The organism is Parvibaculum sp. (assembly GCF_046297875.1).
GTDB lineage: Bacteria > Pseudomonadota > Alphaproteobacteria > Parvibaculales > Parvibaculaceae > Parvibaculum.
This window is the reverse complement of record NZ_JBKBHD010000001.1, coordinates 1,695,401-1,714,867: the sequence shown is the minus strand read 5'-3', so window position 1 is coordinate 1,714,867 and position 19,467 is coordinate 1,695,401. Positions and strand designations below refer to the sequence as shown.

Genomic DNA, 19,467 nt, shown 5'->3' with positions numbered 1-19,467 from the left:
AGCAAATTCTAGCACGGCCAGGATCAGCCCGCGAAGGCTTCAGCCCTGCGTTGCATCCATGCCGACGCCCATAACGCTCGTGACAAGCTGGTCGATCAGCGTTTCCAGATCGCGCCTGCCTGCGCCGGAAAACTGCATCAGCGCGACCGTGTGCCCACCGCCAATATAGATCCGGGCTGCAGCCTTCACATTGAGGCTGGCAGGCAGAACGCCTTCCTTCTTGCCGCGCGCAAAGACCTTCTGGGCGATTTCATGAAGCTGGTCGAGCACAGCCATGTAGTGCGGCCAGACATCGGCGCGCACGCCGGTGCTCCAGTCGAGCCAGACCTTAATCACGTCCGGCTTCTCGCGGGCGGCCCGCGCAAAGCGAGTTGCAAGCAGTATCAGCGCCTCGCGGACATCTTTTGGCCCGCCAAGCGAATCCGACACAACATCGAGGAGATATGTCTCGACTTCTCCCAACACGGCGGCGACAAGATCGTCGCGCGTGCGGAAATAGGAATGGACCGCAGGTATGGAAACGCCTGCCCGCTCGGCGACATGGGAATGCGTTGCCCGCGCCACGCCATGTTCGGCAAAGGCTGACAATGCACATTCGAGCAGCTGGGCCTTTCGGGCCTCCGGGCTGAGCCTCGTTCGGGCGGTGCGGACAGAAATGGACAAAATGGCCTCTTGCAATGGAAACCGGCGGAAATCCGGCATTGAGCCTAGCACCGGACGGCGGTGAATACCCGGCATCGATAGGCGATTTCAACCCATATTGACTCTGGGCTCAATAGCTATTGATATATTACTCAATATGGCCATGAGGGAGGAGAGATCATGACCGCGCTTGCAACCGCAACGTCCGCCACGGAAGCGGACAGCCTGCCGCTCGACCGGCTCGATGTCAGCCGCGCCGAGCTTTTCGAACGCAACATCGAAGGCGACTATTTCCGCCGCCTGCGCCGCGAAGACCCCGTGCACTACTGCGCCGAAAGCGCCTATGGCCCCTATTGGTCGATCACAAAGTACAAGGACATCATGGCGGTGGATACGAACCACCAGGTGTTCTCCTCGGAGGCCAGTCTCGGCGGCATCATCATCGAGGACGGCATTCAGAAGAGCAGCAGCGAAGGGTCGATCGACCTGCCGAACTTCATTGCCATGGACCCGCCCCGGCATGACGAACAGCGCAAGGCCGTGAGCCCCATCGTCGCGCCGGCGAACCTCGCAAATCTCGAAGGCGTGATCCGCGAGCGCATATGCCGCACGCTCGACAGCCTCCCAGTGGGTGAGGAATTCGACTGGGTGCCCGCCGTTTCGATCGAACTCACGACGCAGATGCTGGCGACGCTTTTCGACTTCCCCTTCGAGGAACGCTCGAAGCTGACCCGCTGGTCTGACGTGACGACGGCCGAGCCCGGCAGCGGCATCGTCGACAGCTGGGAGCAGCGCACCAACGAGATCATGGAATGCGCCGCAACTTTCCAGGGCCTCTGGAACGAGCGCATGAGGAATCCCGGCATGGACCTCGTTTCCATGCTCGCGCATTCGCCCGCCACCCGCGACATGACCCCGCAGAACTATCTCGGCAATGTGCTTCTGCTGATCGTCGGCGGCAATGACACGACGCGCAATTCGATGACCGGCGGCGTTCTGGCGCTCGACCGGAACCCGAAGGAACGCGAAAAGCTCTATGCCAATCCGGCACTTATCGACAGCATGGTGCCCGAGATCATCCGCTGGCAGACGCCGCTTGCCCATATGCGCCGCACCGCGATTGCCGATGCCGAAATCGGCGGCAAGACCATCCGCAAGGGCGACAAAGTCGTGATGTGGTACGTCTCCGGCAATCGAGACGAGACGGCAATCGACCGGCCGGACGAATTCATCATCGACCGTGAGCGCCCGCGCCAGCATCTTTCCTTCGGCTTCGGTGTGCATCGCTGCGTTGGCAACAGGCTTGCCGAGATGCAGCTGAAGATTCTCTGGGAAGAGATCATGAAGCGCTTCTCGCGCGTTGAAGTGATGGACGAACCGGTCCGCGTCCGTTCCAATTTCGTGCGCGGCTACGCTTCGCTGCCGGTGAAGCTTCACGCCCGCTGAACGGCGAAAAGAAAAACAAGAAGAAGGAAGAAGGATGACCAAGGTCAACTACATCGAAGCCAGCGGAAAGGTTTATTCCGTTGAAGCAGAAGCCGGCATTTCCGCGATGGAAGCGGCGGTGAAGAATGCCGTACCCGGCATCGACGGAGATTGCGGCGGCGCCGCTGCCTGCGCCACCTGCCATGTCTATGTCGACGATGAATGGATCGGCAAGACGGGCCCGGCGCAGGATGGGCTTGAAAAGAGCATGCTCGAATTCGCCGAGGATGTGCGCGAGACGAGCCGCCTCGCCTGCCAGATATCGTTGACCCCCGCGCTTGACGGGCTTGTTCTAAAGCTGCCGGAGAAGCAGCACTGACGGCATCGGGAGACGCCGGACAGGGAAAGGGAGGCTCTCACGAGCCTCCCTTTTTATTTCTCCATCTGCCCGCTAGTCGCGGAGAAGGACATTCCGGCAATCGCGCAGAAGCAGCACTTCTTCGGCTGTGTGGTCGGGCGCCATGTAACTCAACGCCGCTTCATTGCCCTTGGTGTGCCAGCGCCAGCCAAGCGCCTCGTTGAGGGAGGTGTATTTTGCACCGGAGGCGGACGGCATGATGCGCATGGGCGCCAGTGTGCCGTCATATGACAAGGCAGCGAGCGCATTGCCATCCTCGAAGTTGAAATAGATCGCCTGCACCTGAACGCCGCCTTCGCAGCCATAGGTGATGCTGAGCGCATCGTAGCGCGACGGTTCATGCGCAGTGCCGGGCTCGCCGTTTGTCCCTTCATCGCCACAGGCGGAAAGCGCAAGAGCCGCCGCCATAGCCAGTCCCGGTCCGAACTTCATCTTATGTCTCCCCTGATATCCGCTTCACCGGATTTCACGACGGTGCCACGGCACAATCAAGGCGATGACAGCAAAAAAGGGAGGCCGAAGCCTCCCTTTCGATTTCATTCCCTGAGGGGCTTCACGTTCCCTGCGGGGCTGGCGGCACACCCATCGGGCCATCGCCGCTTGGCGTCGTACCGGTCACCGGCACCGACGAAATCGGCCCTTCGGCAGCCTTCGGCGTATCGCCGCGATCGCGCACAGGCGGTTCGCCTTTGAGGAGATTCTGGATTTCCTCGCCGGACAAGGTTTCGTATTCGAGCAAGCCCTTGGCGATCGTGTGCAGATCGTCGATGTGATCTGTCAGAACTTTCCGCGCCGTCTCGTAGCCTTCTTCCACGATGCGGCGGACTTCCGCGTCGATCACACGCTGCGTCTCTTCGGACATGTTCTGCTGCCGCGCCACCGAGTGACCGAGGAACACTTCTTCCTCGTTTTCGGCATAAGCCAGTGGGCCGAGCTTGTCGCTCATGCCCCAGCGCGTGACCATGGCCTTCGCCATCTTGGTCGCCATTGAAATATCGGATGATGCACCGGACGTCACCTTGTCGTGACCGAAGATGATTTCCTCGGCTAGACGGCCACCCATCGCCACTGCGAGGTCCGCCTTGAGCTTCGCCCGCGTCACCGACAGCTGGTCGCGCTCCGGCAGGCGCATCACCATGCCGAGCGCGCGGCCGCGCGGAATGATCGTCGCCTTGTGGATCGGATCGGAGGCTGGCATGTGAAGCGCAACAAGCGCATGGCCGCCTTCGTGATAGGCGGTCAGGCGCTTTTCTTCTTCGGACATGACCATGGAGCGGCGTTCGGCGCCCATCATCACCTTGTCCTTGGCATCCTCGAACTCGGCCATGGTAACGAGACGCTTGCCGCGGCGGGCGGCCATGAGCGCAGCCTCATTGACGAGGTTCGCAAGATCGGCGCCCGAGAAGCCCGGCGTGCCCCGCGCGATGGTGCGCGCATCGACATCCGGCGCCAGCGGCACCTTCTTCATGTGGACCTTGAGGATCTTCTCGCGGCCGACGACATCCGGGTTCGGCACCACGACCTGGCGGTCGAAGCGGCCCGGACGCAGGAGCGCGGGGTCGAGCACGTCGGGCCGGTTCGTCGCCGCGATGAGGATGATGCCCTCATTCGGCTCGAAGCCGTCCATCTCGACGAGCAACTGGTTCAGCGTCTGCTCGCGCTCGTCATTGCCGCCGCCGAGGCCGGCGCCACGATGACGGCCCACCGCATCGATTTCGTCGATGAAGATGATGCAGGGCGCGTTCTTCTTCGCCTGCTCGAACATGTCGCGCACACGGCTCGCGCCGACGCCGACGAACATTTCGACAAAGTCGGAACCGGAAATCGTGAAGAAGGGAACATTGGCCTCGCCCGCGATGGCGCGCGCGAGCAGCGTCTTGCCGGTGCCGGGAGGACCGACGAGCAGAACGCCCTTCGGGATACGCCCGCCAAGGCGCTGGAACTTGGCCGGATCGCGCAGGAAGTCCACGATCTCGGTGAGGTCGTCCTTCGCTTCGTCGATGCCCGCCACGTCGTCGAACATCACGCGGCCGTGCCGCTCGGTCAGCAGCTTCGCCTTGGACTTGCCAAAGCCCATCGCCTTGCCGCCGCCGCCCTGCATCTGGCGCATGAAGAAAATCCACACCGCGATCAGCAGCAGCATCGGGAACCACGAAACGAGAATCCCGAGCAGCGACGGAGAATTGTCGTCCGACGGCTTCGCCGCGATGCTGACATTGTTGGCCTTCAGCGTTTCGACGAGCTGCGGGTCCTGCGGCGCGATGGTCGCGAACTTTCCGCCATTCGTGTAGGTGCCGGTGACTTTCTCGCCCTGGATGACGACTTCGCTGACGCTGCCTGAGGAAACATCGGTGAGGAATCGCGAATAGCTGATCTCGGAGCCTGCGCCTTCTCTCGGCGCGGGCCCTTGAAAGAGATTGAACAGCGCGATGAGCAGCAGCGCGCCAAGCACCCAGACAGCGAAATTCTTGAAATTGGACAAGGTTTCTACCTTTTTTACCTGACGACCGGGATCCACCAGCGGGACACGACCGCTCTGCAGGGGCTGTGCCAACCGGCCCCGCATATCTTGAGCGTTTCTAATCTAGAAGAACATAGTGACCATAGAAAGGTTTACCAAGTGCCAGCGGTGGCAGAACCTGCAATCTTTCAGGCATTCCCGGCGCTTCCGCGTGGCCAGAAGCCGGCCCCGCGGCGGAGCGACGCATGGCAGACGATTTTGGGGTCGAGCGTCCCCAAATGAGGCGCCGCCACCAGTCTTCCCTCCCGCCAGAGGCCGGGAAGCGCAAAAAGCGCCGTTTTCGGCACTTTAGGGAAAACGATGTCATGCGCGGCAAGCTGCACGAGCCCCGCCTGCCCGAGCGCACGCACGGCAAATCGCTGACCGCGCGGCGCCTTCGCCAGAACCACATGGAAACGGCCATCCCAGTGAACGCGCGCTCCGGGCCCCAATTCAAGCGATTCGGCCCTGGCAGCCGCAGCCAGCTCGCGCGTCGCGACAAGCCGCCCCGCCGGGGCCGCCAGCTTGACACCTGAAAGGGTGCGCCCGCCGCCAAGCGTTCCCTCCTCGAGAGCATTGTAGACACCTTCCAGCGCATCGAGGCGCGGCGCGTAGTCGTGCCCACCCACGGCGCGGATGATGGTGGCAAGCGCGCGGAGACCGATGTCCCGAGGTGCGGCCAGCAACGCCGTGCACCCGGCCTCGACATGGCCAAATGAGGAAAGCTCGGCATGTTCCGCTAGCAGCGCCGCCGTCGCGGCTTCAAGCGCCGAACGTGCGCGCGCCATCTGCTCCGCCGTGCGCGCAAGCCGGGCGGCATCGAGCCCGAGCGGCGCGAGCGCGGCAAGGGCCTTGCGCGCCTTCACACGGTCGAAAGCCTCGTTCTCGTTGCTCGGGTCTTCGATCGGCGCAAAGCCGGAGCGCCGCACCGTGGCAAGGAGCCTATCGCGCGGCAGATCGAGCAGCGGGCGAAGCAACCGGACTGCCGGGGCGCTCTCCATAAGCGGTCTTTCCGCCGCCATCGCCGCAAGCCCGTCGACGCCGCTGCCGCGCGCAAGCCGGAGCAGGAAGGTTTCGGCCTGATCTTCAAGGTGATGGGCAACCAGAAGATCGGGCACACCCGCGGCGCGGCAAGCGTCGAGAAGAATCCGGTAACGCGCCTCGCGCGCCGCCGCCTGAATGCCGCTTGCGGGCTTCTCGCCCTTCCAGCGGAGAATGCGATGGGAAATCCCCAGTTCCTTCGCCATTGCCGATGCGCGCTTCGCCTCGGCGGCGGAAGCGGCGCGCAGCCCATGATCCACAGTAAAGGCGTGAAGCGAAACGCCCTTGCGGCGCTTCGCCCATTTGGCGACGAGGATGAGCAGCGCGAGAGAATCCGGCCCGCCGGAAAAGGCGACTGCAAGATGCTTCGAAGGTGCAAGGGCGGCAAGGCGCGCAGCAAATTCGGCAGACGTGACTGGCGAGGCGGTATGCCGCGCGGTCTTGCCTTGCGCGCTCATCTCCCCTCCCCTTCGCTGCAGAGACGGTTCAGCAGCCAGCCTTCTGCCTTTCGAGGCGCGCACGCGCAACGATGGCGGGTGTCGCCTGAGGGAAACGCGAACCAAGTTCGCCCCAGACCGTGCAGGCCGCATCCTTGTTGCCCAGCGCGACGAGGCTCATACCGAGCTTGAGCAGGCTGTCAGGCGCCTTGTTGCTCGACGCATAGGTCGTGTAGCCGGTCAGGAAGGCATCGCCCGCGCGCTTGAAATCGCTCTGCGCGTAGTAGGTTTCGCCGAGCCAGTACTGCGAATTGCCCGCGAGGTTGTGATTGGGGTGAAGCTGCAGGAATTCCTGGAACGCCTGCCGCGCCTGATCGTATTGCCCGCGCTTCATCAGGTCGATCGCGAAATCATACTGGGATTCCGGCGTTCCGCTCGGAAGGATGGAGGCCGCCGGCGCCGCAGGCGTGCCGTCCTCTGCAACGACCGGGGCAGGCGCCGGTGCGCCGCCATCGCCATCCGCGCGCACTGTGCTCATGGCGGCGCCGGAACCACCGCCGCCCGAAGCGATGTCCTGGAAACGCAGATCGACATCAGCCTTGAAAAGCTCAAGTTGCCGCCGTGTTTCATCCGCGCGATGGTTCGCCTCTTCGAGACGGCCATTCAGGCTGCGCACCTGATCTTCGAGTTCAAGGACGCGTGACTGCAGATCGGCGCTGGACGAACCGCTGTCGAGCGCGCGCGGCGCACCGGAGGAGGAGCCGCCACCGCTAAAGGTCTGGCGCTGCAGATCGGAAAGCTCGTTCTCGATCCGGTCGAGACGATTGCCGACCGAGCGCATGTCGAGATCGCCCGACTGCGCATAAGCGGCACCAATGGCGCCAAGCGGCAGACCGGCAAGAAGAACAGCAACCAGAACCTGCTTGCTGGGGCGACGATTGAAACGCAATCGAACCTCCCGTTCGAATGTCATGTCGAGACATAATCTTATAGCCAAGTGCGACCAAATTGCGGCGCGGGCACCGCGACCGGGCCGACAAAAAACGCCCCTCCGCTCAACGCGGAAGGGCGTTTCCGTATTTCATCCGTATCGGAGTGTCAGAGCTGAAATCAGCTGCCGACGCCCGAAACGATGACCGTCACCGCACGGCGGTTCTGGGACCAGCAGCTCTCGCTCGAGTCGAGGCAGACCGGACGTTCCTTGCCGTAGGAAACGGTGTTGAGGCGGCTGGCGGCAACGCCGAGGCTCACCAGGTAATCCTTCGCGGCGTTGGCACGACGGCCACCGAGCGCGAGGTTGTATTCGCGGGTGCCGCGTTCGTCGGCATGACCTTCGATCGTGAAGGTGAGGTTGCCGTGCTGCGCCATCCAGGCCGCCTGACGCTGCAGCGTCGCGCGGGCTTCATCGCTGAGCGACGAGCGGTCGGTCTCGAAGAAGACGCGATCGCCCACGTTCTGGGCGAGGTCTTCAGCGCTGCCGGGGCGAATCTGACCGGCGGTGGAATCGGTGCTGGCGCCGGTGGCATCCTTGTTCGAGGAGCAAGCGGCGAGCATCAGGAAAGCGGCGGCCACAGCGGCGAACCGCAGACCAGCATTCGGGGACTTCATTCGGGTGATCTCCTTTTGATCTCAAGCGGCCAAGGCGCCTCAGCGCTCAATTGATTTGACACTCTTGCATGACAAAATCTTGCAGTAAAACGGGCTCTCGGCCCCTTTTACCCCAAGACATGGTCACTTAGAAAAACCTTCCCGTACCGATGTTTAGCCGGACCGGAACACGTCGCCCGCAATTGGCCGACGCTGGGGTTGCTGTACCGCAACAGAATATTAGACACGCTCCAAGTTGCAGGCAAGAACCATCGGATATTACGCGACTTTTCCGTCAACCCTACGTGACATTTTTACATCAACGTCCGTACGTGAACGGCATTCCGTAGCCGGAACACCGCTCCCGATTGAACCTGAATGAACCTATTGGATGCGCGGCGACCAGGCCGGGTCCGATGCCATTGTGGCGGCCGGCACCGGGCGTTCGTTATAGCCGGTCACATCGACCGACCAGAGGCTCGGCCCGCCCTGCGCCCCGCGGGTCTCGCGGAAGAACATGAGAACGCGGCCATTGGGCGCCCAGGTCGGGCCTTCATTGTGATAGCCCTCGGTGAGGATGCGCTCGCCGGTCCCGTCCGGCCGCATGACGCCGATGACGAAGCGGCCGCCCGTGATCTTGGTGAAGGCAATGAGATCGCCGCGGGGCGACCAGACCGGGGTCGCATAGCTGCCCTGCCCGAAGCTCACCCGGCGCTGATTCGAGCCGTCGGCATTCATCACATAAATCTGCTGCGAACCGCCACGGTCCGATTCGAAGGTGACCTGACGTCCGTCCGGGGAATAGCTGGGCGCGGTGTCGATGGCGGCCGTATTGGTAAGGCGCGTCACCTGCCGGCTGCGGAGGTCCATCGTATAGATGTCCGAGTTGCCGCCCCGCTGCAGGCTCATGATGATCTTCTGACCGTCCGGTGAAAAGCGCGGCGCGAAGGTCATGCCCGGAAATTCGCCCACGACTTCCTGCTGGCCGGTCTCGATATCCAGGACATAGACGCGCGGCTGGTTGTTGCGATAGGCGAGATAGGTGATCTCCTGCGAATTCGGGCTGAAACGCGGCGTCAGAACAAGTTCGGCACCATTGGTCAGCATGCGCGGGTTGTGCCCGTCCTGATCCATGATGGCGAGACGCTTCACGCGGGCATTCTTCGGGCCCGTTTCCGAAACATAGACGACGCGCGTATCGAAATAGCCGTCCTCGCCGGTGAGGCGCTTGTAGATGGCATCGGACACGAGATGCGCGACGCGGCGCCAGTTGTCCGGCGTGGTGAAGAACTGAAGCCCAGTGAGCTGGCGCTCGCCGAGCACGTCCCAGAGGCGGAACTCGACACGGAGCCGGCCGTCGGCCTCCATCCGCGCCTGACCTGTGACCAGCGCCTGAGAATTGATGATGCGCCAGTCGCCGAAACGCGGCTGCACATTGATATCCGAAATCTTCTCGATGAAGGCTGCCTTCGGGATCGGGCGGAAAAGACCCGAGCGCTCGAGATTGTTACTGATGACAGAGGTGATATCGGCTCCGATCTGCGCCTCCTGCCCCGCACCGCCCAAGAAGTCCGTGATAGCGATGGGGAGTGGATCGACATTGCCTCGATTGATGTCGATCGACACTTCGGCCCGAACGGGCAAAGCGGCGAGCACAAAGGCGAGGAACGCGGCGGCGGCCATTGCGAGCCTTCGCCCGCCCTTCCCGACGTCAAGGGTCGTCACATTGAGGAATTCAACCATTTCGGCTTCTCCTGCCCTTTGGGTCCGCTCTGTCCAGTTAGATCATCCCGGCCAGATTGAAATTGAGGCTCATGTTGCGCCAGTTTGTATACTTGTTTCGTGGCAGAAAATCGTAGGGCGAGCATTTCTGCACCGCCTGCACTGCACGATCGGCAAAAAGCCGCGAGAGCGGTCCGCCGCTGGAGCTTGCGATTGACGGATTGCCCGCGAGCGACCCATCCTGATTGAGCGAGAAACGGATCGTGGCGCGCAGCTTGTCCGCATCCGCACTGCCCGCAAAATCGCGCACGTTCCAGCATTCCTGCACCTTCTGACGAACAGCCTCGATTTCGCTCATGCTGAGTGCCAGCGCAGGGTCATCCGAATAGGGCAGATCGAGTTCGACATCGGCAGACTCGCGCGCTTCAGTCTTCGGCGCGACCTCCGGCGCCTTGTTGAGAAGCTGCGCGATCTGGTTCGGATCGAACTTCTTTTCCGGTTCGGGCTTGGGCGGTGTCGGCCGCGCGACCGCCTTCTCGACGGGCTTCGGTTCCGGCTTCTTTTCAACCTTCTCGGGCGAAGGCTCGGGCTTGGCCTGCGGCGGAGGCGGCGCGGCGGGAGCGGGCGCAGGCGGCGTCGGCGTCGGCCTCTCGGCAACCTGCGGTCGCGGCGGCGTAGGCTCCTCGACCGGCTTCGGCCTTTCGACCTTCCGCTGGCTGACGAGGTTCGTCATCTCGGAAATTGTGACAAGCTCGACCGGGACCGTGCGCATGGGCGGTTCGGGAAGTTCCCGGGGGCCCGGAAACGTCACGAACGCAAGCAATACGACCGCCGCATGAACGGCGAGAGAAAGGAACAACGGATTGCGCATTACCGCCGCTTAGTTCGCTCGACGCCCGCCAGCCGGTGCCGGCGGCGAGGTGTCGGTCTCGGTTACAAGGGCAACTTTCGAGAAGCCGGCCGCACTCAGCCGGCCCATCACATCCATCACCCGTCCGTACGGGATATTCTTGTCGGCCCGAACGAATATGCGCTGCTCATAGCCGCCCTCCGCAATGGCGGTAAGCTGAGGCACGAGCGCTTCGGCTTCGGTCGGCGTTTCCTGAACGAAAATCTGGCCTTCGCCATTGATCGTTATGGTGAGCGGCTCTGTGTCGCCAGGGATCGGCGCAGCCTGCGTCTTCGGCAGGTCGACAGGTACGCCGACAGTGAGCATCGGCGCTGCAACCATGAACACGATCAGCAGCACCAGCATCACATCGACTACAGGTGTGACGTTGATTTCCGACATGGGCGCGCGCGCGAAACGGCTGCGTCCACCACCCTTCTTGCCGACCGACATCGCCATGACTACCCCCGCTCGTCGAGCTGGCGGGACAGGATCGCGGAGAACTCATCCGCGAAGCTTTCCATCCGCTGTGCGATTTTCGAGGTCTGGTGCGAGAAGCGGTTATAGGCGACGACCGCCGGAATGGCGGCGATCAGGCCAAGTCCCGTCGCAAACAGCGCTTCCGCGATACCGGGTGCAACGACCGCAAGATTCGTGTCGCGGCTCACCGCGATCGACTGGAAGGAATTCATGATGCCCCAGACGGTGCCGAACAGGCCGACGAAGGGCGAGACGGAGCCGACCGTCGCAAGGAACAGCAGCCGGTTTTCCAGCGCCACCATCTCGCGGTTGATCGTCACCTGCATGACCTTGTCGACACGCTCCTTGAGGCCGACAAAGGAACTCGCTACAGCCTCCTGAGAGCGTCGCCATTCGCGCATCGCCGCGATGAAGAGTGCGGAAAGCGGATTCTGCGGGCGGTGCCCCGTTTCCTGATAGAGATCCTCAAGCGAGCGTCCCGACCAGAACACACGCTCGAACTGGTCGATGCGGCGTTCGATGCGGCCATAGCGCCACCACTTGTCGAAAATGATCGCCCATGACCAGATCGAGGCAAAGATCAGCCCCACCATCACGAGCTTGACGACGATATCCGCACGAAGGAACAGCCCCCAAAGGCTGAAATCCATCGAAGCGGCATCGACCATTGTTTCGGTGATCACCTGTTGGGTGGCGACGGGATCCATTCAGTGCCTCTCCGTGCTCTCGGACTCAATGCAGGGAGCGGCACATGACAGGCGCGGTAATCACGCAACCGGCTCTTCCCGTATGCGCCCCACGCTATATGTGTGCCCCCAAATTGAGGCCGAAGTTAGTCGTTGAATTATGTCATTACCGTGGCGCAAGGCCGGATTCGATACGTGTCCTCAAGAGGTTAGCCGGTTATTGTGTCCTTCGGAACACAATGTGACATGCCCCGTGTCCAATCACTCTCCGCCGCTCTTCGGCGTAACCAGCGGCGCCAGCGCATCGCGGACCGATATCGGCAGCCGGCGAGGCCGCCCCGCCTTGTCGAGCACCGCCGCGAAAACCTGTGCCCGCCATAGTTCTTCCTCCGGCGCGCCTTCGGCATCGAGGCGCCAGATCGTCTGCTCGGCCTCGATCCGGGCACCGCTCGCACGGACATAGCGGGTATGCACTTCGAGCCAGTCGTCGATCCGTGCAGGTTTAAGGAAATCTATTTCCATCCGGTGAATGGCGAAGGCAATCGGGTCATCGCCATCGAAGAGGTCGGTGTGGTGAACGCCCGCCAGCCGCAGGAAATCGGACCGGCCGCGCTCGGCAAATTTCAGGTAATTCGCGTGATAGACGATGCCCGAGAAATCCGTGTCCTCGTAATAGACACGAATGGGGAGCTTGTGGAGCTGGCCTTCGATCCGGCCGGAGAGATCGGGCCAAACCGGATTCATTCGTCTTCCTCCCCGCCGAACAGCCCCGGCTGGTTCGCGGACAGGGCGGACGGCATGGGAATGCCGATATGGGCGAAGGCCGCCGCCGTGAGTACCCGGCCCCGCGGCGTCCGGTTCACGAGGCCCTGCTGGATGAGATAGGGCTCGATGATTTCCTCGATCGCATCGCGCGGCTCTGAGAGCGAGGCGGCAATGGTTTCGACGCCTACCGGCCCGCCCGCAAAACTGACCGCTATGCAGCGCAGATAACGGTGGTCGAGCGCATCGAGGCCGAGTTCGTCCACTTCAAGCCGCTGCAGCGCCCGGTCCGCCGCCCTGGCGTCGATGGTTGATACGCCATCGACAGCCGCAAAGTCGCGGACCCGGCGAAGGAGCCGGCCTGCCACGCGCGGCGTGCCGCGCGCACGGCGCGCAATCTCATGCGCACCATCTGCCGTCATGGCAATGCCGAGGACTCTGGCGCCACGCTGCACGATTCTTTCAAGTTCGGAAATCTCGTAGAAATTGAGCCGTACCGGAATGCCGAAACGATCACGCAATGGAGTTGTCAGAAGGCCCGTGCGCGTCGTCGCGCCGACAAGCGTGAAGGGCGCAAGCTCGATGCGGACCGAGCGCGCACCGGGGCCTTCGCCAATGATGAGGTCGAGCTGGAAATCCTCCATCGCCGGATAAAGGATTTCCTCGACTGCCGGCGAAAGGCGATGGATTTCGTCGATGAAGAGCACGTCGTGCGGTTCGAGATTGGTGAGGAGGGCGGCAAGATCGCCCGCCTTCGAGATCACCGGCCCGGATGTTGAACGGAAATTAACGCCGAGTTCGCGCGCGACGATTTGCGCCAGCGTCGTCTTGCCGAGGCCGGGCGGGCCTGCGAAGAGCACATGGTCGAGCGCTTCGCCGCGCGCGCGCGCCGCCTCAATGAAAACGGCGAGATTTTCACGCGCCCGCGCCTGGCCCGTGAAATCGGCGAGAAGCTGCGGACGCAGCGATCGCTCCAGCTCGTCTTCCTCGCGCCTCGCCGCGCCGATGAGCCTGTCCGTCATCGCGCCAGCTCCTTCAAGCCACGGCGGATCAACTGTTCCGCTGTCGCCGCATCTTCAAGCGCCTTCGCCGCCGTGGCGATGGCGCCGGCCGCCTGCGCCTGCGGATAGCCGAGATTGACCAGCGCGGATACGGCATCGCGCATCGGCGCCGAAGCATCGGCGACGGCTGCACCATTTACCGGCGCTGCGAGCGTTGCCGCAAGCGATGCCCCTTCCGGCGCCTTGTCCTTCAATTCGGCGACGATGCGCGCAGCGACTTTCGGGCCGACGCCGGGCGCGGCCGATACCGCTTTCCTGTCGTCGAGCGCGATGGCGCGGGCGAGATCACCGGGCGCGAGCGTACCAAGCACGCCAAGGGCGACGCGCGTGCCAACGCCCTGAACGCCAAGCAGCAAGCGGAACCAGTCGCGTTCGACATCGCTGTCGAAGCCGATCAGACGGATCGCTTCTTCGCTCACCTTGGTTTCGATGGAAAGCGTAACTGGCTCGCCGCGCGCGGGAAGGTTCTGCAAGGTGCGGCGCGAACAGGTAACGTGATAGCCGACGCCGCCAACATCGACGACCACCCAGTCCTCGCCGGTCGAATCCACCATGCCCCTGAGCTTGCCGATCATCTGGCCGCTCCCACTATGGCGGCGGCAAGGCGCGGATTGGCGGCGCCTGAATGGGCATGCGTAATGGCAATCGCTAGCGCGTCGGCGGCATGTTCGCTGCCGGGCCTGGAACCGGGCAGCAGCATTTCGACCATGAGGCGGATCTGCGCCTTGTCGGCATGGCCGGCGCCGACGACCGATTTCTTCACGTGGTTCGGGGCATATTCGGCGACCACGAGACCCGCCCGCGCCGCGACGAGCAGCGCCACCGCGCGCGCCTGACCGAGCTTCAGTGCTGCCGCTGCATCGCGCGCGACGAAAGCCTGTTCGACGGCGGCAGCATGAGGCACAAATTCACCGACCACCCGGACAAGCCCTGCCTCGATTTCGACCAGCCGCTCGGCAAGCGTCAGCCGTGCATTGGAGGTGATGGTGCCGTTCGCCACATGAGAGAGCTTCGACCCCTCAATGGCGATCACACCCCAGCCCGTAGCTGTGAGGCCCGGATCGATGCCGAGAAATGTGAGCGATGCCGCCATGTGCAGGGGCAATCCCCGTTGCGGAGCCGGGCGGCAAGAGGCGCACCCGTCCGGTTCATGCCCGCGGCAAGAAGAGGACGTTTCGCCGGAGGAAATCAGGCGGACATCTTCTCCATGACCGAATCGGACATCTCGAAGTTCGCATAAACCTGCTGCACATCGTCATTGTCGTCCAGCGCTTCGAGCACCTTGAAGACCGACTCCGCCTTCTCGTCATCGAGAGGTATGGTGTTCTGCGGTTTCCAGACCATCCGCGCGGCCTTGGGCTCGCCGAACTTCGCCTCAAGAGCCGAGGCCACTTCATGTAGCGCATCGGGAGCGCAGAAAAGCTCATGCGTTTCCGCGCCCGACTGGCAGTCATCTGCGCCTGCATCGATGGCGGCTTCCAGCATGTCATCGGCGCTCGCAACATCGGCGCCATATTCGATGAGGCCAAGCCTGTCGAACATAAAGGAGACGGAGCCCGTTTCACCGAGATTGCCGCCATTCTTCGAGAAGATGGCGCGCACTTCGCCGGCCGTGCGGTTGCGGTTGTCGGTCAGGGTCTCGACAATCACGCCGATGCCGCCGGGACCGAAGCCCTCATAGCGCACTTCCTCATAGTTCTCGCCGCCCTGATCCGTGCTCTTCTTGATTGCCCGTTCGATATTGTCCTTGGGCATGTTCTCGGCGCGGGCGGCCTGAATGGCGGCACGCAACCGCGGATTGTACTCGGGATCGGGCAGGCCCATCTTGGCCGCAACCGTGATTTCCTTGGCCAGCTTCGCGAACAGCTTGGCGCGCTTCTTATCCTGCGCGCCCTTGCGATACATGATGTTCTTGAATTGTGAATGGCCGGCCATTCCGCCTCCGAAAGCCTGTCAAAAAGACGCTGAAATTCGGCGCCTTTATAAGGTCCGCCCAAGGCAAAATCCATAGCGCCCGGCAGTACAACAAAATACACGCAATGGTTGAGATATAATTGTATATTCTAGTTTAAAGTGTATTTAAGATTTCCGGCCGAGACTGGCCTCGCCGGCGGATTCGGGGCGTTTGCCCAGTGCTCCGTGAAAACATCCAACGGCAAATGCAGCAGACCCCGGCTGCGGCCCCGCCCAAGCTCGCACCGGGAAACACGCCGACGCAGTTCCGCGAAGGCACACCGCCTCGTCCCCGCCGCCTCACCCACCTCGGCCGCGCTTGGGACGGGGCGGTTCTGCATTCGGCGGTCAGCGGTGAATGGCGGTCGGCCAGGCATAGGCGTCCTCGAAGGGCCGCCCGAACATCACATCCTCGACATAGCGCGCGACAAGCCGCTCGCCGAACAGCGCGTGATAGCGCTCATGACCGTTACGCGCGATACGCTGGCGCTCGCCATCATGCGTGAGGAAGTAGCGCAGCTTGTCAGCAAGCTCAGGCATATCGCGGTAGAAGGCGAATTCCTCATCCGTAAAAATCTCGTCATAGCCCGTCGAGCGTGCAACGAAGACGAGAAGACCGTTGCCCGCATATTGCGCGAAGCGATCCGACGAATAGAGGTGATAGCGCTCGTCACGGTTGAGATTGAGCCCCATGCGTGCAGATGCAATGCCGTTGAAATAGTCCAGGCCGTTCAATTGCGGCCGCCCCTCGAACCCATGAAAGGCGCAGCGCGCTTCCGGCACCGATGTCTCTATTTCCTTGAGCAGCTTTCCGCGCGGTGTCGAGGCCGTTTCCGATCCCACCGCGCAGAAAAGATCATTCGGCTGATCGTTATGCGCAAAGCATTGCAGGTTTTCGATGGAGGGATCGGCGGGATTTGGAATGAATGTCAGCGAATGTGTCGGTGTAACGAAAGCATCGAGACGCTCGCCCGCCGTGGTGATGAAGGTTGTATCCGCCACTTCCGCGAAGCGATGAATGCGTTCGACATTTTCAGGCAGAAACAGCGCATCTATATTGACGACGGCGACACGCAACGACGGCATCATGGCGCGCAGCTCGCGCACCGTCTCGTTGGCAATCTTGTCGGCATGAAAGAGAACAAGCAGTTCGGGGCGGACATTCCGGCAAAGCTTGATGAGGCGCTCATTCGCAAACGCATCTCCGCCGCGGAAAATGCCCCATTTGCCGGTCTCACGCGCGACATCCCGGTCGCTGAACGCCATTACCTGATGTCCGTTGCGGGTGAAGCCATTGGCGAGCTTGCGCACCGTTGCGTAGAAATTTGCACCTTCGCGCCGCTCATTGAAATTGCCAACTAGGACAATGCGCATGGCCTCAGACCTCCGGCAGCACCTGCTTGAGACGGCCGCCGACCCGCACGGGCTCGACGCGGCGGGCAAGGCCATCCGACCCGGTTTCCACGAAGACGCCGCAAAGCGTTGCAGGCCCCATTGCAGGCTGGAAGCGGCCACTCGGAATGCGCGTCGTGAAACGGTTGAGCGGTTCGTCCTTTTCCATGCCGATCACGGAATTGTAGTCGCCGCACATGCCGGCATCCGTCTGATAGGCCGTGCCACCCGGCAGCACCTGCGCATCCGCCGTCGGCACATGGCTGTGGGTTCCGACGACAAGCGATACGCGCCCATCGCAGAAATGGCCCATCGCCATTTTCTCGGACGTCGCCTCGGCATGCATGTCGATGATGATGGCATCCGCCGCCTCACCAAGCGGGCAGGCAGAGATCTGCTTGTCCACCGCCTCGAACGGACAGTCGAGCGCCTCCATGAAAACGCGGCCAAGCGCATTGACGACGAGCACCCGCGCACCGGATTGCGCGTCAACCAGCGTTGCGCCTCGGCCGGGGGTTCCTGCCGGATAGTTCGCAGGGCGGATGAGCCGCGGCTCACGCTCGATATGCACAAGCGCCTCTCGCTGGTCCCATGAATGATTACCGAGCGTGATGACATCGGCGCCGGCATCGAAAATGTCGTCGCAGATTGCCGCCGTGATGCCGAAGCCGCCTGCCGCGTTCTCACCATTTATGACGACGAAATCGAGGCCGAGTTCGCGGCGTAGCGCAGGCAATTCGGCTACCAGCGCGTCACGCCCGCTGCGGCCCACAATATCGCCCATGAACAATAAACGCATGGTCACCTGCCGGGCGCCGCGCCGAAGCGCCGCGCCTCTTTCTCCGTCACAATCCAGTCGAGCCGCTGATCGAATTCGTCCTCGGGTAGGTCTTGGGCTTCCTGCGCCGAAAAGGCAACCCCGACGGCAACAACCGCGCCGCCATCCGCCCTGAGTGCGGCCAGTGTCCGGTCGTAGTAGCCGCCGCCATAGCCGAGCCGGCGCCCGGCACCGTCAAAGGCGAGGAGCGGCACCAGCACAATCTCCGGGCGGCAGAGCGGCGCCTCGGGCGAGGGCGCGCGCGTGCCGTGATCGCCCGGCTCAAGCAGGTCGCCCGGCCGCCAGCGCCGGAAGACAAGCGGCGCTTGGCGCGCTTCCACGACAGGCAGCGAACAGAAATGTCCCGCCGCATCGAGATGGCGGAGAAGTTCCGATGGGTCGGCCTCGCTGCCAATGGCGGCATACCCGGCGACGTTGCTTGCCGCGCCAAGCGGTATGGTCTGAAGAAAGTGGCCCGCAATGGAGGCAGGCGCCGACGCGCCTAGCGCCGCATGGGCCGCGTCTCGGCGGCGCTTCGCCGCTTCGCGGGCGAAATGCTTCGGTGAGGCGCTCATGCGCCGGTGCCTCGGCAAGAGCCTGAAAGTGGGACCACCACGACCGTCGGAAGCTCGTTCCTCGGAGACCTACTAACGTAGGTGGGCGCCGTGTGAAGGAGACCACGGTCTCCCTCAGGGACAGCTCCCTTGAGGAGCGTAAGGCCCCGAGAGTTATTGTTCCTGACGAGAAGGGCAGTACCCGGCTTCATCCTAACCGTCCTGACGCCTGCCGGGGTGAAATTAATTCCGGGACGGTTTGGTTCAAGCGGCTTCGATCCGCCGCGCCAGATCCTCGATCCGCCGGGCCGCATCGTCCAGCACATCGGCAAGGGAATCTTCCGCCTCGCGGGTCCGATCCGCCGCCGACGCGCGCTGCGACGAAAGGCTTTCGAGCTCCTGCTCGAGCATTTTGGTCCTTTGCAGGGCCTCGGACAGCTCGTCCGCGATCATGAGCCCGGCCATGAGCAACAGCCGCGCATCGCCCACCTGGCCCACTTCCTGGGCAAGGCCGGTCACATGCTTGTTGATATGGCCGGCAAGCTCGCGGACATGGGCTTCCTCGCCATCCCCGCAGGCGACCGTATAGGAGCGATCGTTGATCGAAACCTTGACCTGTCCCATCGCCTAACCCTCCGCCAGCACTTCGCGAATGCCCTCGATCGCATCGGCAAGCGTCTCGGAGGCACGTTCGTTCAACTCGTTAAGACGCCGCGCCTCGGATTTGAGCTGGTCGATCTCCTCGGCAAGACCGGCCCGGTCCTGCTTCAGCGTTTCGGCCTCTTCCTGCAGGCGCTTTGCGGCCTGTGCGCGCAGAACCTGCCGGTTGATGCCGGCTTCCAGCTTGTCCAGCGCGCCACTAAAGCGGCCCATCGCCGAATCGAGTTTGCTCATGCTTCTGTCCGGGGCTCCTCGTTCCGGCCCATCCGACCGGAAGATTTCTCCTGCCAAGATAGGCAGGGCGGCGAAACAAGGTCAACGCCGCGCCGGACAAGGCCCTTTCGGGCTGCCTTCGGCCACCTTGCATATTCGCGGCACCCCATGCGCGAAACAGGCGCAAATGCGGGGATTCCGGCATTGACTCATGGGAGCCCCGTGGTC

At 62.8% G+C, this 19,467-nt stretch carries 22 protein-coding genes and 1 other RNA gene; 2 read left to right on the top strand and 21 right to left on the bottom strand.

The genetic code is table 11. The features are described from left to right. Positions 1-39: 39 nt before the first annotated feature. Positions 40-663: a TetR/AcrR family transcriptional regulator gene (locus tag ACK4FH_RS08355; protein ID WP_409812611.1), complete on the bottom strand. Its 624-nt coding sequence runs from the start codon at positions 661-663 to the stop codon at positions 40-42. A gap of 159 nt (positions 664-822) precedes the next feature. Between ACK4FH_RS08355 and ACK4FH_RS08350 the strand changes: the two genes are divergently transcribed. Together ACK4FH_RS08350 and ACK4FH_RS08345 are read left to right on the top strand one after the other, a co-directional pair. After that, on the top strand, positions 823-2,088 hold the full coding sequence (locus ACK4FH_RS08350; RefSeq protein ID WP_409812609.1) for a cytochrome P450: 1,266 nt from the start codon (positions 823-825) through the stop codon (positions 2,086-2,088). A 34-nt stretch (positions 2,089-2,122) separates the two neighbouring features. Then, positions 2,123-2,446 (top strand): 2Fe-2S iron-sulfur cluster-binding protein, encoded by a 324-nt coding sequence (locus ACK4FH_RS08345; protein WP_409812607.1) that lies wholly within the window; start codon positions 2,123-2,125, stop codon positions 2,444-2,446. A 72-nt stretch (positions 2,447-2,518) separates the two neighbouring features. Here the strand turns inward: ACK4FH_RS08345 and ACK4FH_RS08340 are convergent, their stop codons facing one another. The 20 genes from ACK4FH_RS08340 to ACK4FH_RS08245 all read right to left on the bottom strand — a co-directional run bounded on the left by ACK4FH_RS08340 (position 2,519) and on the right by ACK4FH_RS08245 (position 19,260). Further along, on the bottom strand, positions 2,519-2,917 hold the full coding sequence (locus ACK4FH_RS08340; RefSeq protein WP_409812605.1) for an MliC family protein: 399 nt from the start codon (positions 2,915-2,917) through the stop codon (positions 2,519-2,521). Positions 2,918-3,038: 121 nt separating this feature from the next. Next, positions 3,039-4,967 (bottom strand): ATP-dependent zinc metalloprotease FtsH, encoded by a 1,929-nt coding sequence (gene ftsH, locus ACK4FH_RS08335; protein WP_409812603.1) that lies wholly within the window; start codon positions 4,965-4,967, stop codon positions 3,039-3,041. Between the two features lie 167 nt (positions 4,968-5,134). After that, positions 5,135-6,484 carry a tRNA lysidine(34) synthetase TilS gene (tilS, locus tag ACK4FH_RS08330; RefSeq protein WP_409812601.1) on the bottom strand — a complete coding sequence of 450 codons (1,350 nt, stop codon included), beginning with the start codon at positions 6,482-6,484 and terminating at the stop codon, positions 5,135-5,137. Between the two features lie 28 nt (positions 6,485-6,512). Beyond that, positions 6,513-7,412, bottom strand: coding sequence for a tol-pal system protein YbgF (gene ybgF, locus ACK4FH_RS08325; RefSeq protein ID WP_409812599.1), 900 nt, complete (start codon positions 7,410-7,412; stop codon positions 6,513-6,515). A gap of 161 nt (positions 7,413-7,573) precedes the next feature. Continuing rightward, on the bottom strand, positions 7,574-8,071 hold the full coding sequence (gene pal, locus ACK4FH_RS08320) for a peptidoglycan-associated lipoprotein Pal (protein WP_409812597.1): 498 nt from the start codon (positions 8,069-8,071) through the stop codon (positions 7,574-7,576). Positions 8,072-8,434: 363 nt separating this feature from the next. Then, entirely contained in the window at positions 8,435-9,733 is a 1,299-nt protein-coding gene (gene tolB / locus ACK4FH_RS08315; RefSeq protein WP_409815211.1) for a Tol-Pal system beta propeller repeat protein TolB, read from the bottom strand. Between the two features lie 97 nt (positions 9,734-9,830). Next, positions 9,831-10,544, bottom strand: coding sequence for a hypothetical protein (locus ACK4FH_RS08310; protein ID WP_409812596.1), 714 nt, complete (start codon positions 10,542-10,544; stop codon positions 9,831-9,833). A 108-nt stretch (positions 10,545-10,652) separates the two neighbouring features. Continuing rightward, positions 10,653-11,120 (bottom strand): protein TolR, encoded by a 468-nt coding sequence (gene tolR / locus ACK4FH_RS08305; protein ID WP_409812595.1) that lies wholly within the window; start codon positions 11,118-11,120, stop codon positions 10,653-10,655. 2 nt (positions 11,121-11,122) lie between these two features. Continuing rightward, on the bottom strand, positions 11,123-11,848 hold the full coding sequence (gene tolQ, locus ACK4FH_RS08300; protein ID WP_409812593.1) for a protein TolQ: 726 nt from the start codon (positions 11,846-11,848) through the stop codon (positions 11,123-11,125). A gap of 240 nt (positions 11,849-12,088) precedes the next feature. Next, positions 12,089-12,571 (bottom strand): tol-pal system-associated acyl-CoA thioesterase, encoded by a 483-nt coding sequence (gene ybgC / locus ACK4FH_RS08295; RefSeq protein ID WP_409812592.1) that lies wholly within the window; start codon positions 12,569-12,571, stop codon positions 12,089-12,091. Continuing rightward, positions 12,568-13,611, bottom strand: a complete 1,044-nt coding sequence (gene ruvB, locus ACK4FH_RS08290; RefSeq protein ID WP_409812590.1) for a Holliday junction branch migration DNA helicase RuvB — start codon at positions 13,609-13,611, stop codon at positions 12,568-12,570. Before ruvB ends, ybgC begins: the two co-directional genes overlap by 4 nt. Next, positions 13,608-14,225: a Holliday junction branch migration protein RuvA gene (gene ruvA, locus ACK4FH_RS08285; protein ID WP_409812589.1), complete on the bottom strand. Its 618-nt coding sequence runs from the start codon at positions 14,223-14,225 to the stop codon at positions 13,608-13,610. Before ruvA ends, ruvB begins: the two co-directional genes overlap by 4 nt. Further along, entirely contained in the window at positions 14,222-14,743 is a 522-nt protein-coding gene (gene ruvC, locus ACK4FH_RS08280; protein ID WP_409812587.1) for a crossover junction endodeoxyribonuclease RuvC, read from the bottom strand. Before ruvC ends, ruvA begins: the two co-directional genes overlap by 4 nt. 95 nt (positions 14,744-14,838) lie before the next feature. Further along, entirely contained in the window at positions 14,839-15,585 is a 747-nt protein-coding gene (locus ACK4FH_RS08275) for a YebC/PmpR family DNA-binding transcriptional regulator (protein ID WP_409812585.1), read from the bottom strand. Between the two features lie 366 nt (positions 15,586-15,951). Beyond that, entirely contained in the window at positions 15,952-16,977 is a 1,026-nt protein-coding gene (locus ACK4FH_RS08270) for a glycosyltransferase (protein ID WP_409812583.1), read from the bottom strand. 4 nt (positions 16,978-16,981) lie between these two features. Beyond that, positions 16,982-17,794 (bottom strand): YmdB family metallophosphoesterase, encoded by an 813-nt coding sequence (locus ACK4FH_RS08265; protein ID WP_409812581.1) that lies wholly within the window; start codon positions 17,792-17,794, stop codon positions 16,982-16,984. A 2-nt stretch (positions 17,795-17,796) separates the two neighbouring features. Beyond that, a complete protein-coding gene (locus ACK4FH_RS08260; protein WP_409812579.1) occupies positions 17,797-18,387 on the bottom strand; it encodes a 5-formyltetrahydrofolate cyclo-ligase in 591 nt (196 codons plus the stop codon). Between the two features lie 27 nt (positions 18,388-18,414). After that, positions 18,415-18,571: non-coding RNA, 6S RNA (ssrS, locus tag ACK4FH_RS08255), on the bottom strand. Positions 18,572-18,630: 59 nt separating this feature from the next. Further along, positions 18,631-18,990, bottom strand: a complete 360-nt coding sequence (locus tag ACK4FH_RS08250; RefSeq protein WP_409812577.1) for a cell division protein ZapA — start codon at positions 18,988-18,990, stop codon at positions 18,631-18,633. A 3-nt stretch (positions 18,991-18,993) separates the two neighbouring features. Next, the gene (locus ACK4FH_RS08245; protein WP_409812575.1) at positions 18,994-19,260 is read right to left on the bottom strand and encodes a DUF4164 family protein; all 267 of its coding nucleotides are present in this window, start codon (positions 19,258-19,260) and stop codon (positions 18,994-18,996) included. Positions 19,261-19,467 lie beyond the last annotated feature (207 nt).

Excerpts from the sequence above, each read along its gene's own strand:
- ACK4FH_RS08310 (WP_409812596.1), bottom strand. The coding sequence starts at position 10,544 with ATGCGCACGGTCCCGGTCGAGCTTGTCACAATTTCCGAGATGACGAAC.
- ruvB (WP_409812590.1), bottom strand. The coding sequence starts at position 13,611 with ATGACGGACAGGCTCATCGGCGCGGCGAGGCGCGAGGAAGACGAGCTG.
- ACK4FH_RS08275 (WP_409812585.1), bottom strand. The coding sequence starts at position 15,585 with ATGGCCGGCCATTCACAATTCAAGAACATCATGTATCGCAAGGGCGCG.
- ACK4FH_RS08265 (WP_409812581.1), bottom strand. The coding sequence starts at position 17,794 with ATGCGTTTATTGTTCATGGGCGATATTGTGGGCCGCAGCGGGCGTGAC.
- tilS (WP_409812601.1), bottom strand. The coding sequence starts at position 6,484 with ATGAGCGCGCAAGGCAAGACCGCGCGGCATACCGCCTCGCCAGTCACG.
- ybgC (WP_409812592.1), bottom strand. The coding sequence starts at position 12,571 with ATGAATCCGGTTTGGCCCGATCTCTCCGGCCGGATCGAAGGCCAGCTC.
- ACK4FH_RS08350 (WP_409812609.1), top strand. The coding sequence starts at position 823 with ATGACCGCGCTTGCAACCGCAACGTCCGCCACGGAAGCGGACAGCCTG.
- tolR (WP_409812595.1), bottom strand. The coding sequence starts at position 11,120 with ATGGCGATGTCGGTCGGCAAGAAGGGTGGTGGACGCAGCCGTTTCGCG.
- ACK4FH_RS08345 (WP_409812607.1), top strand. The coding sequence starts at position 2,123 with ATGACCAAGGTCAACTACATCGAAGCCAGCGGAAAGGTTTATTCCGTT.
- tolQ (WP_409812593.1), bottom strand. The coding sequence starts at position 11,848 with ATGGATCCCGTCGCCACCCAACAGGTGATCACCGAAACAATGGTCGAT.
- ACK4FH_RS08245 (WP_409812575.1), bottom strand. The coding sequence starts at position 19,260 with ATGAGCAAACTCGATTCGGCGATGGGCCGCTTTAGTGGCGCGCTGGAC.
- ACK4FH_RS08260 (WP_409812579.1), bottom strand. The coding sequence starts at position 18,387 with ATGAGCGCCTCACCGAAGCATTTCGCCCGCGAAGCGGCGAAGCGCCGC.
- ruvA (WP_409812589.1), bottom strand. The coding sequence starts at position 14,225 with ATGATCGGCAAGCTCAGGGGCATGGTGGATTCGACCGGCGAGGACTGG.
- pal (WP_409812597.1), bottom strand. The coding sequence starts at position 8,071 with ATGAAGTCCCCGAATGCTGGTCTGCGGTTCGCCGCTGTGGCCGCCGCT.
- ACK4FH_RS08340 (WP_409812605.1), bottom strand. The coding sequence starts at position 2,917 with ATGAAGTTCGGACCGGGACTGGCTATGGCGGCGGCTCTTGCGCTTTCC.
- ruvC (WP_409812587.1), bottom strand. The coding sequence starts at position 14,743 with ATGGCGGCATCGCTCACATTTCTCGGCATCGATCCGGGCCTCACAGCT.
- ACK4FH_RS08250 (WP_409812577.1), bottom strand. The coding sequence starts at position 18,990 with ATGGGACAGGTCAAGGTTTCGATCAACGATCGCTCCTATACGGTCGCC.
- tolB (WP_409815211.1), bottom strand. The coding sequence starts at position 9,733 with ATGGCCGCCGCCGCGTTCCTCGCCTTTGTGCTCGCCGCTTTGCCCGTT.
- ACK4FH_RS08270 (WP_409812583.1), bottom strand. The coding sequence starts at position 16,977 with ATGCGCATTGTCCTAGTTGGCAATTTCAATGAGCGGCGCGAAGGTGCA.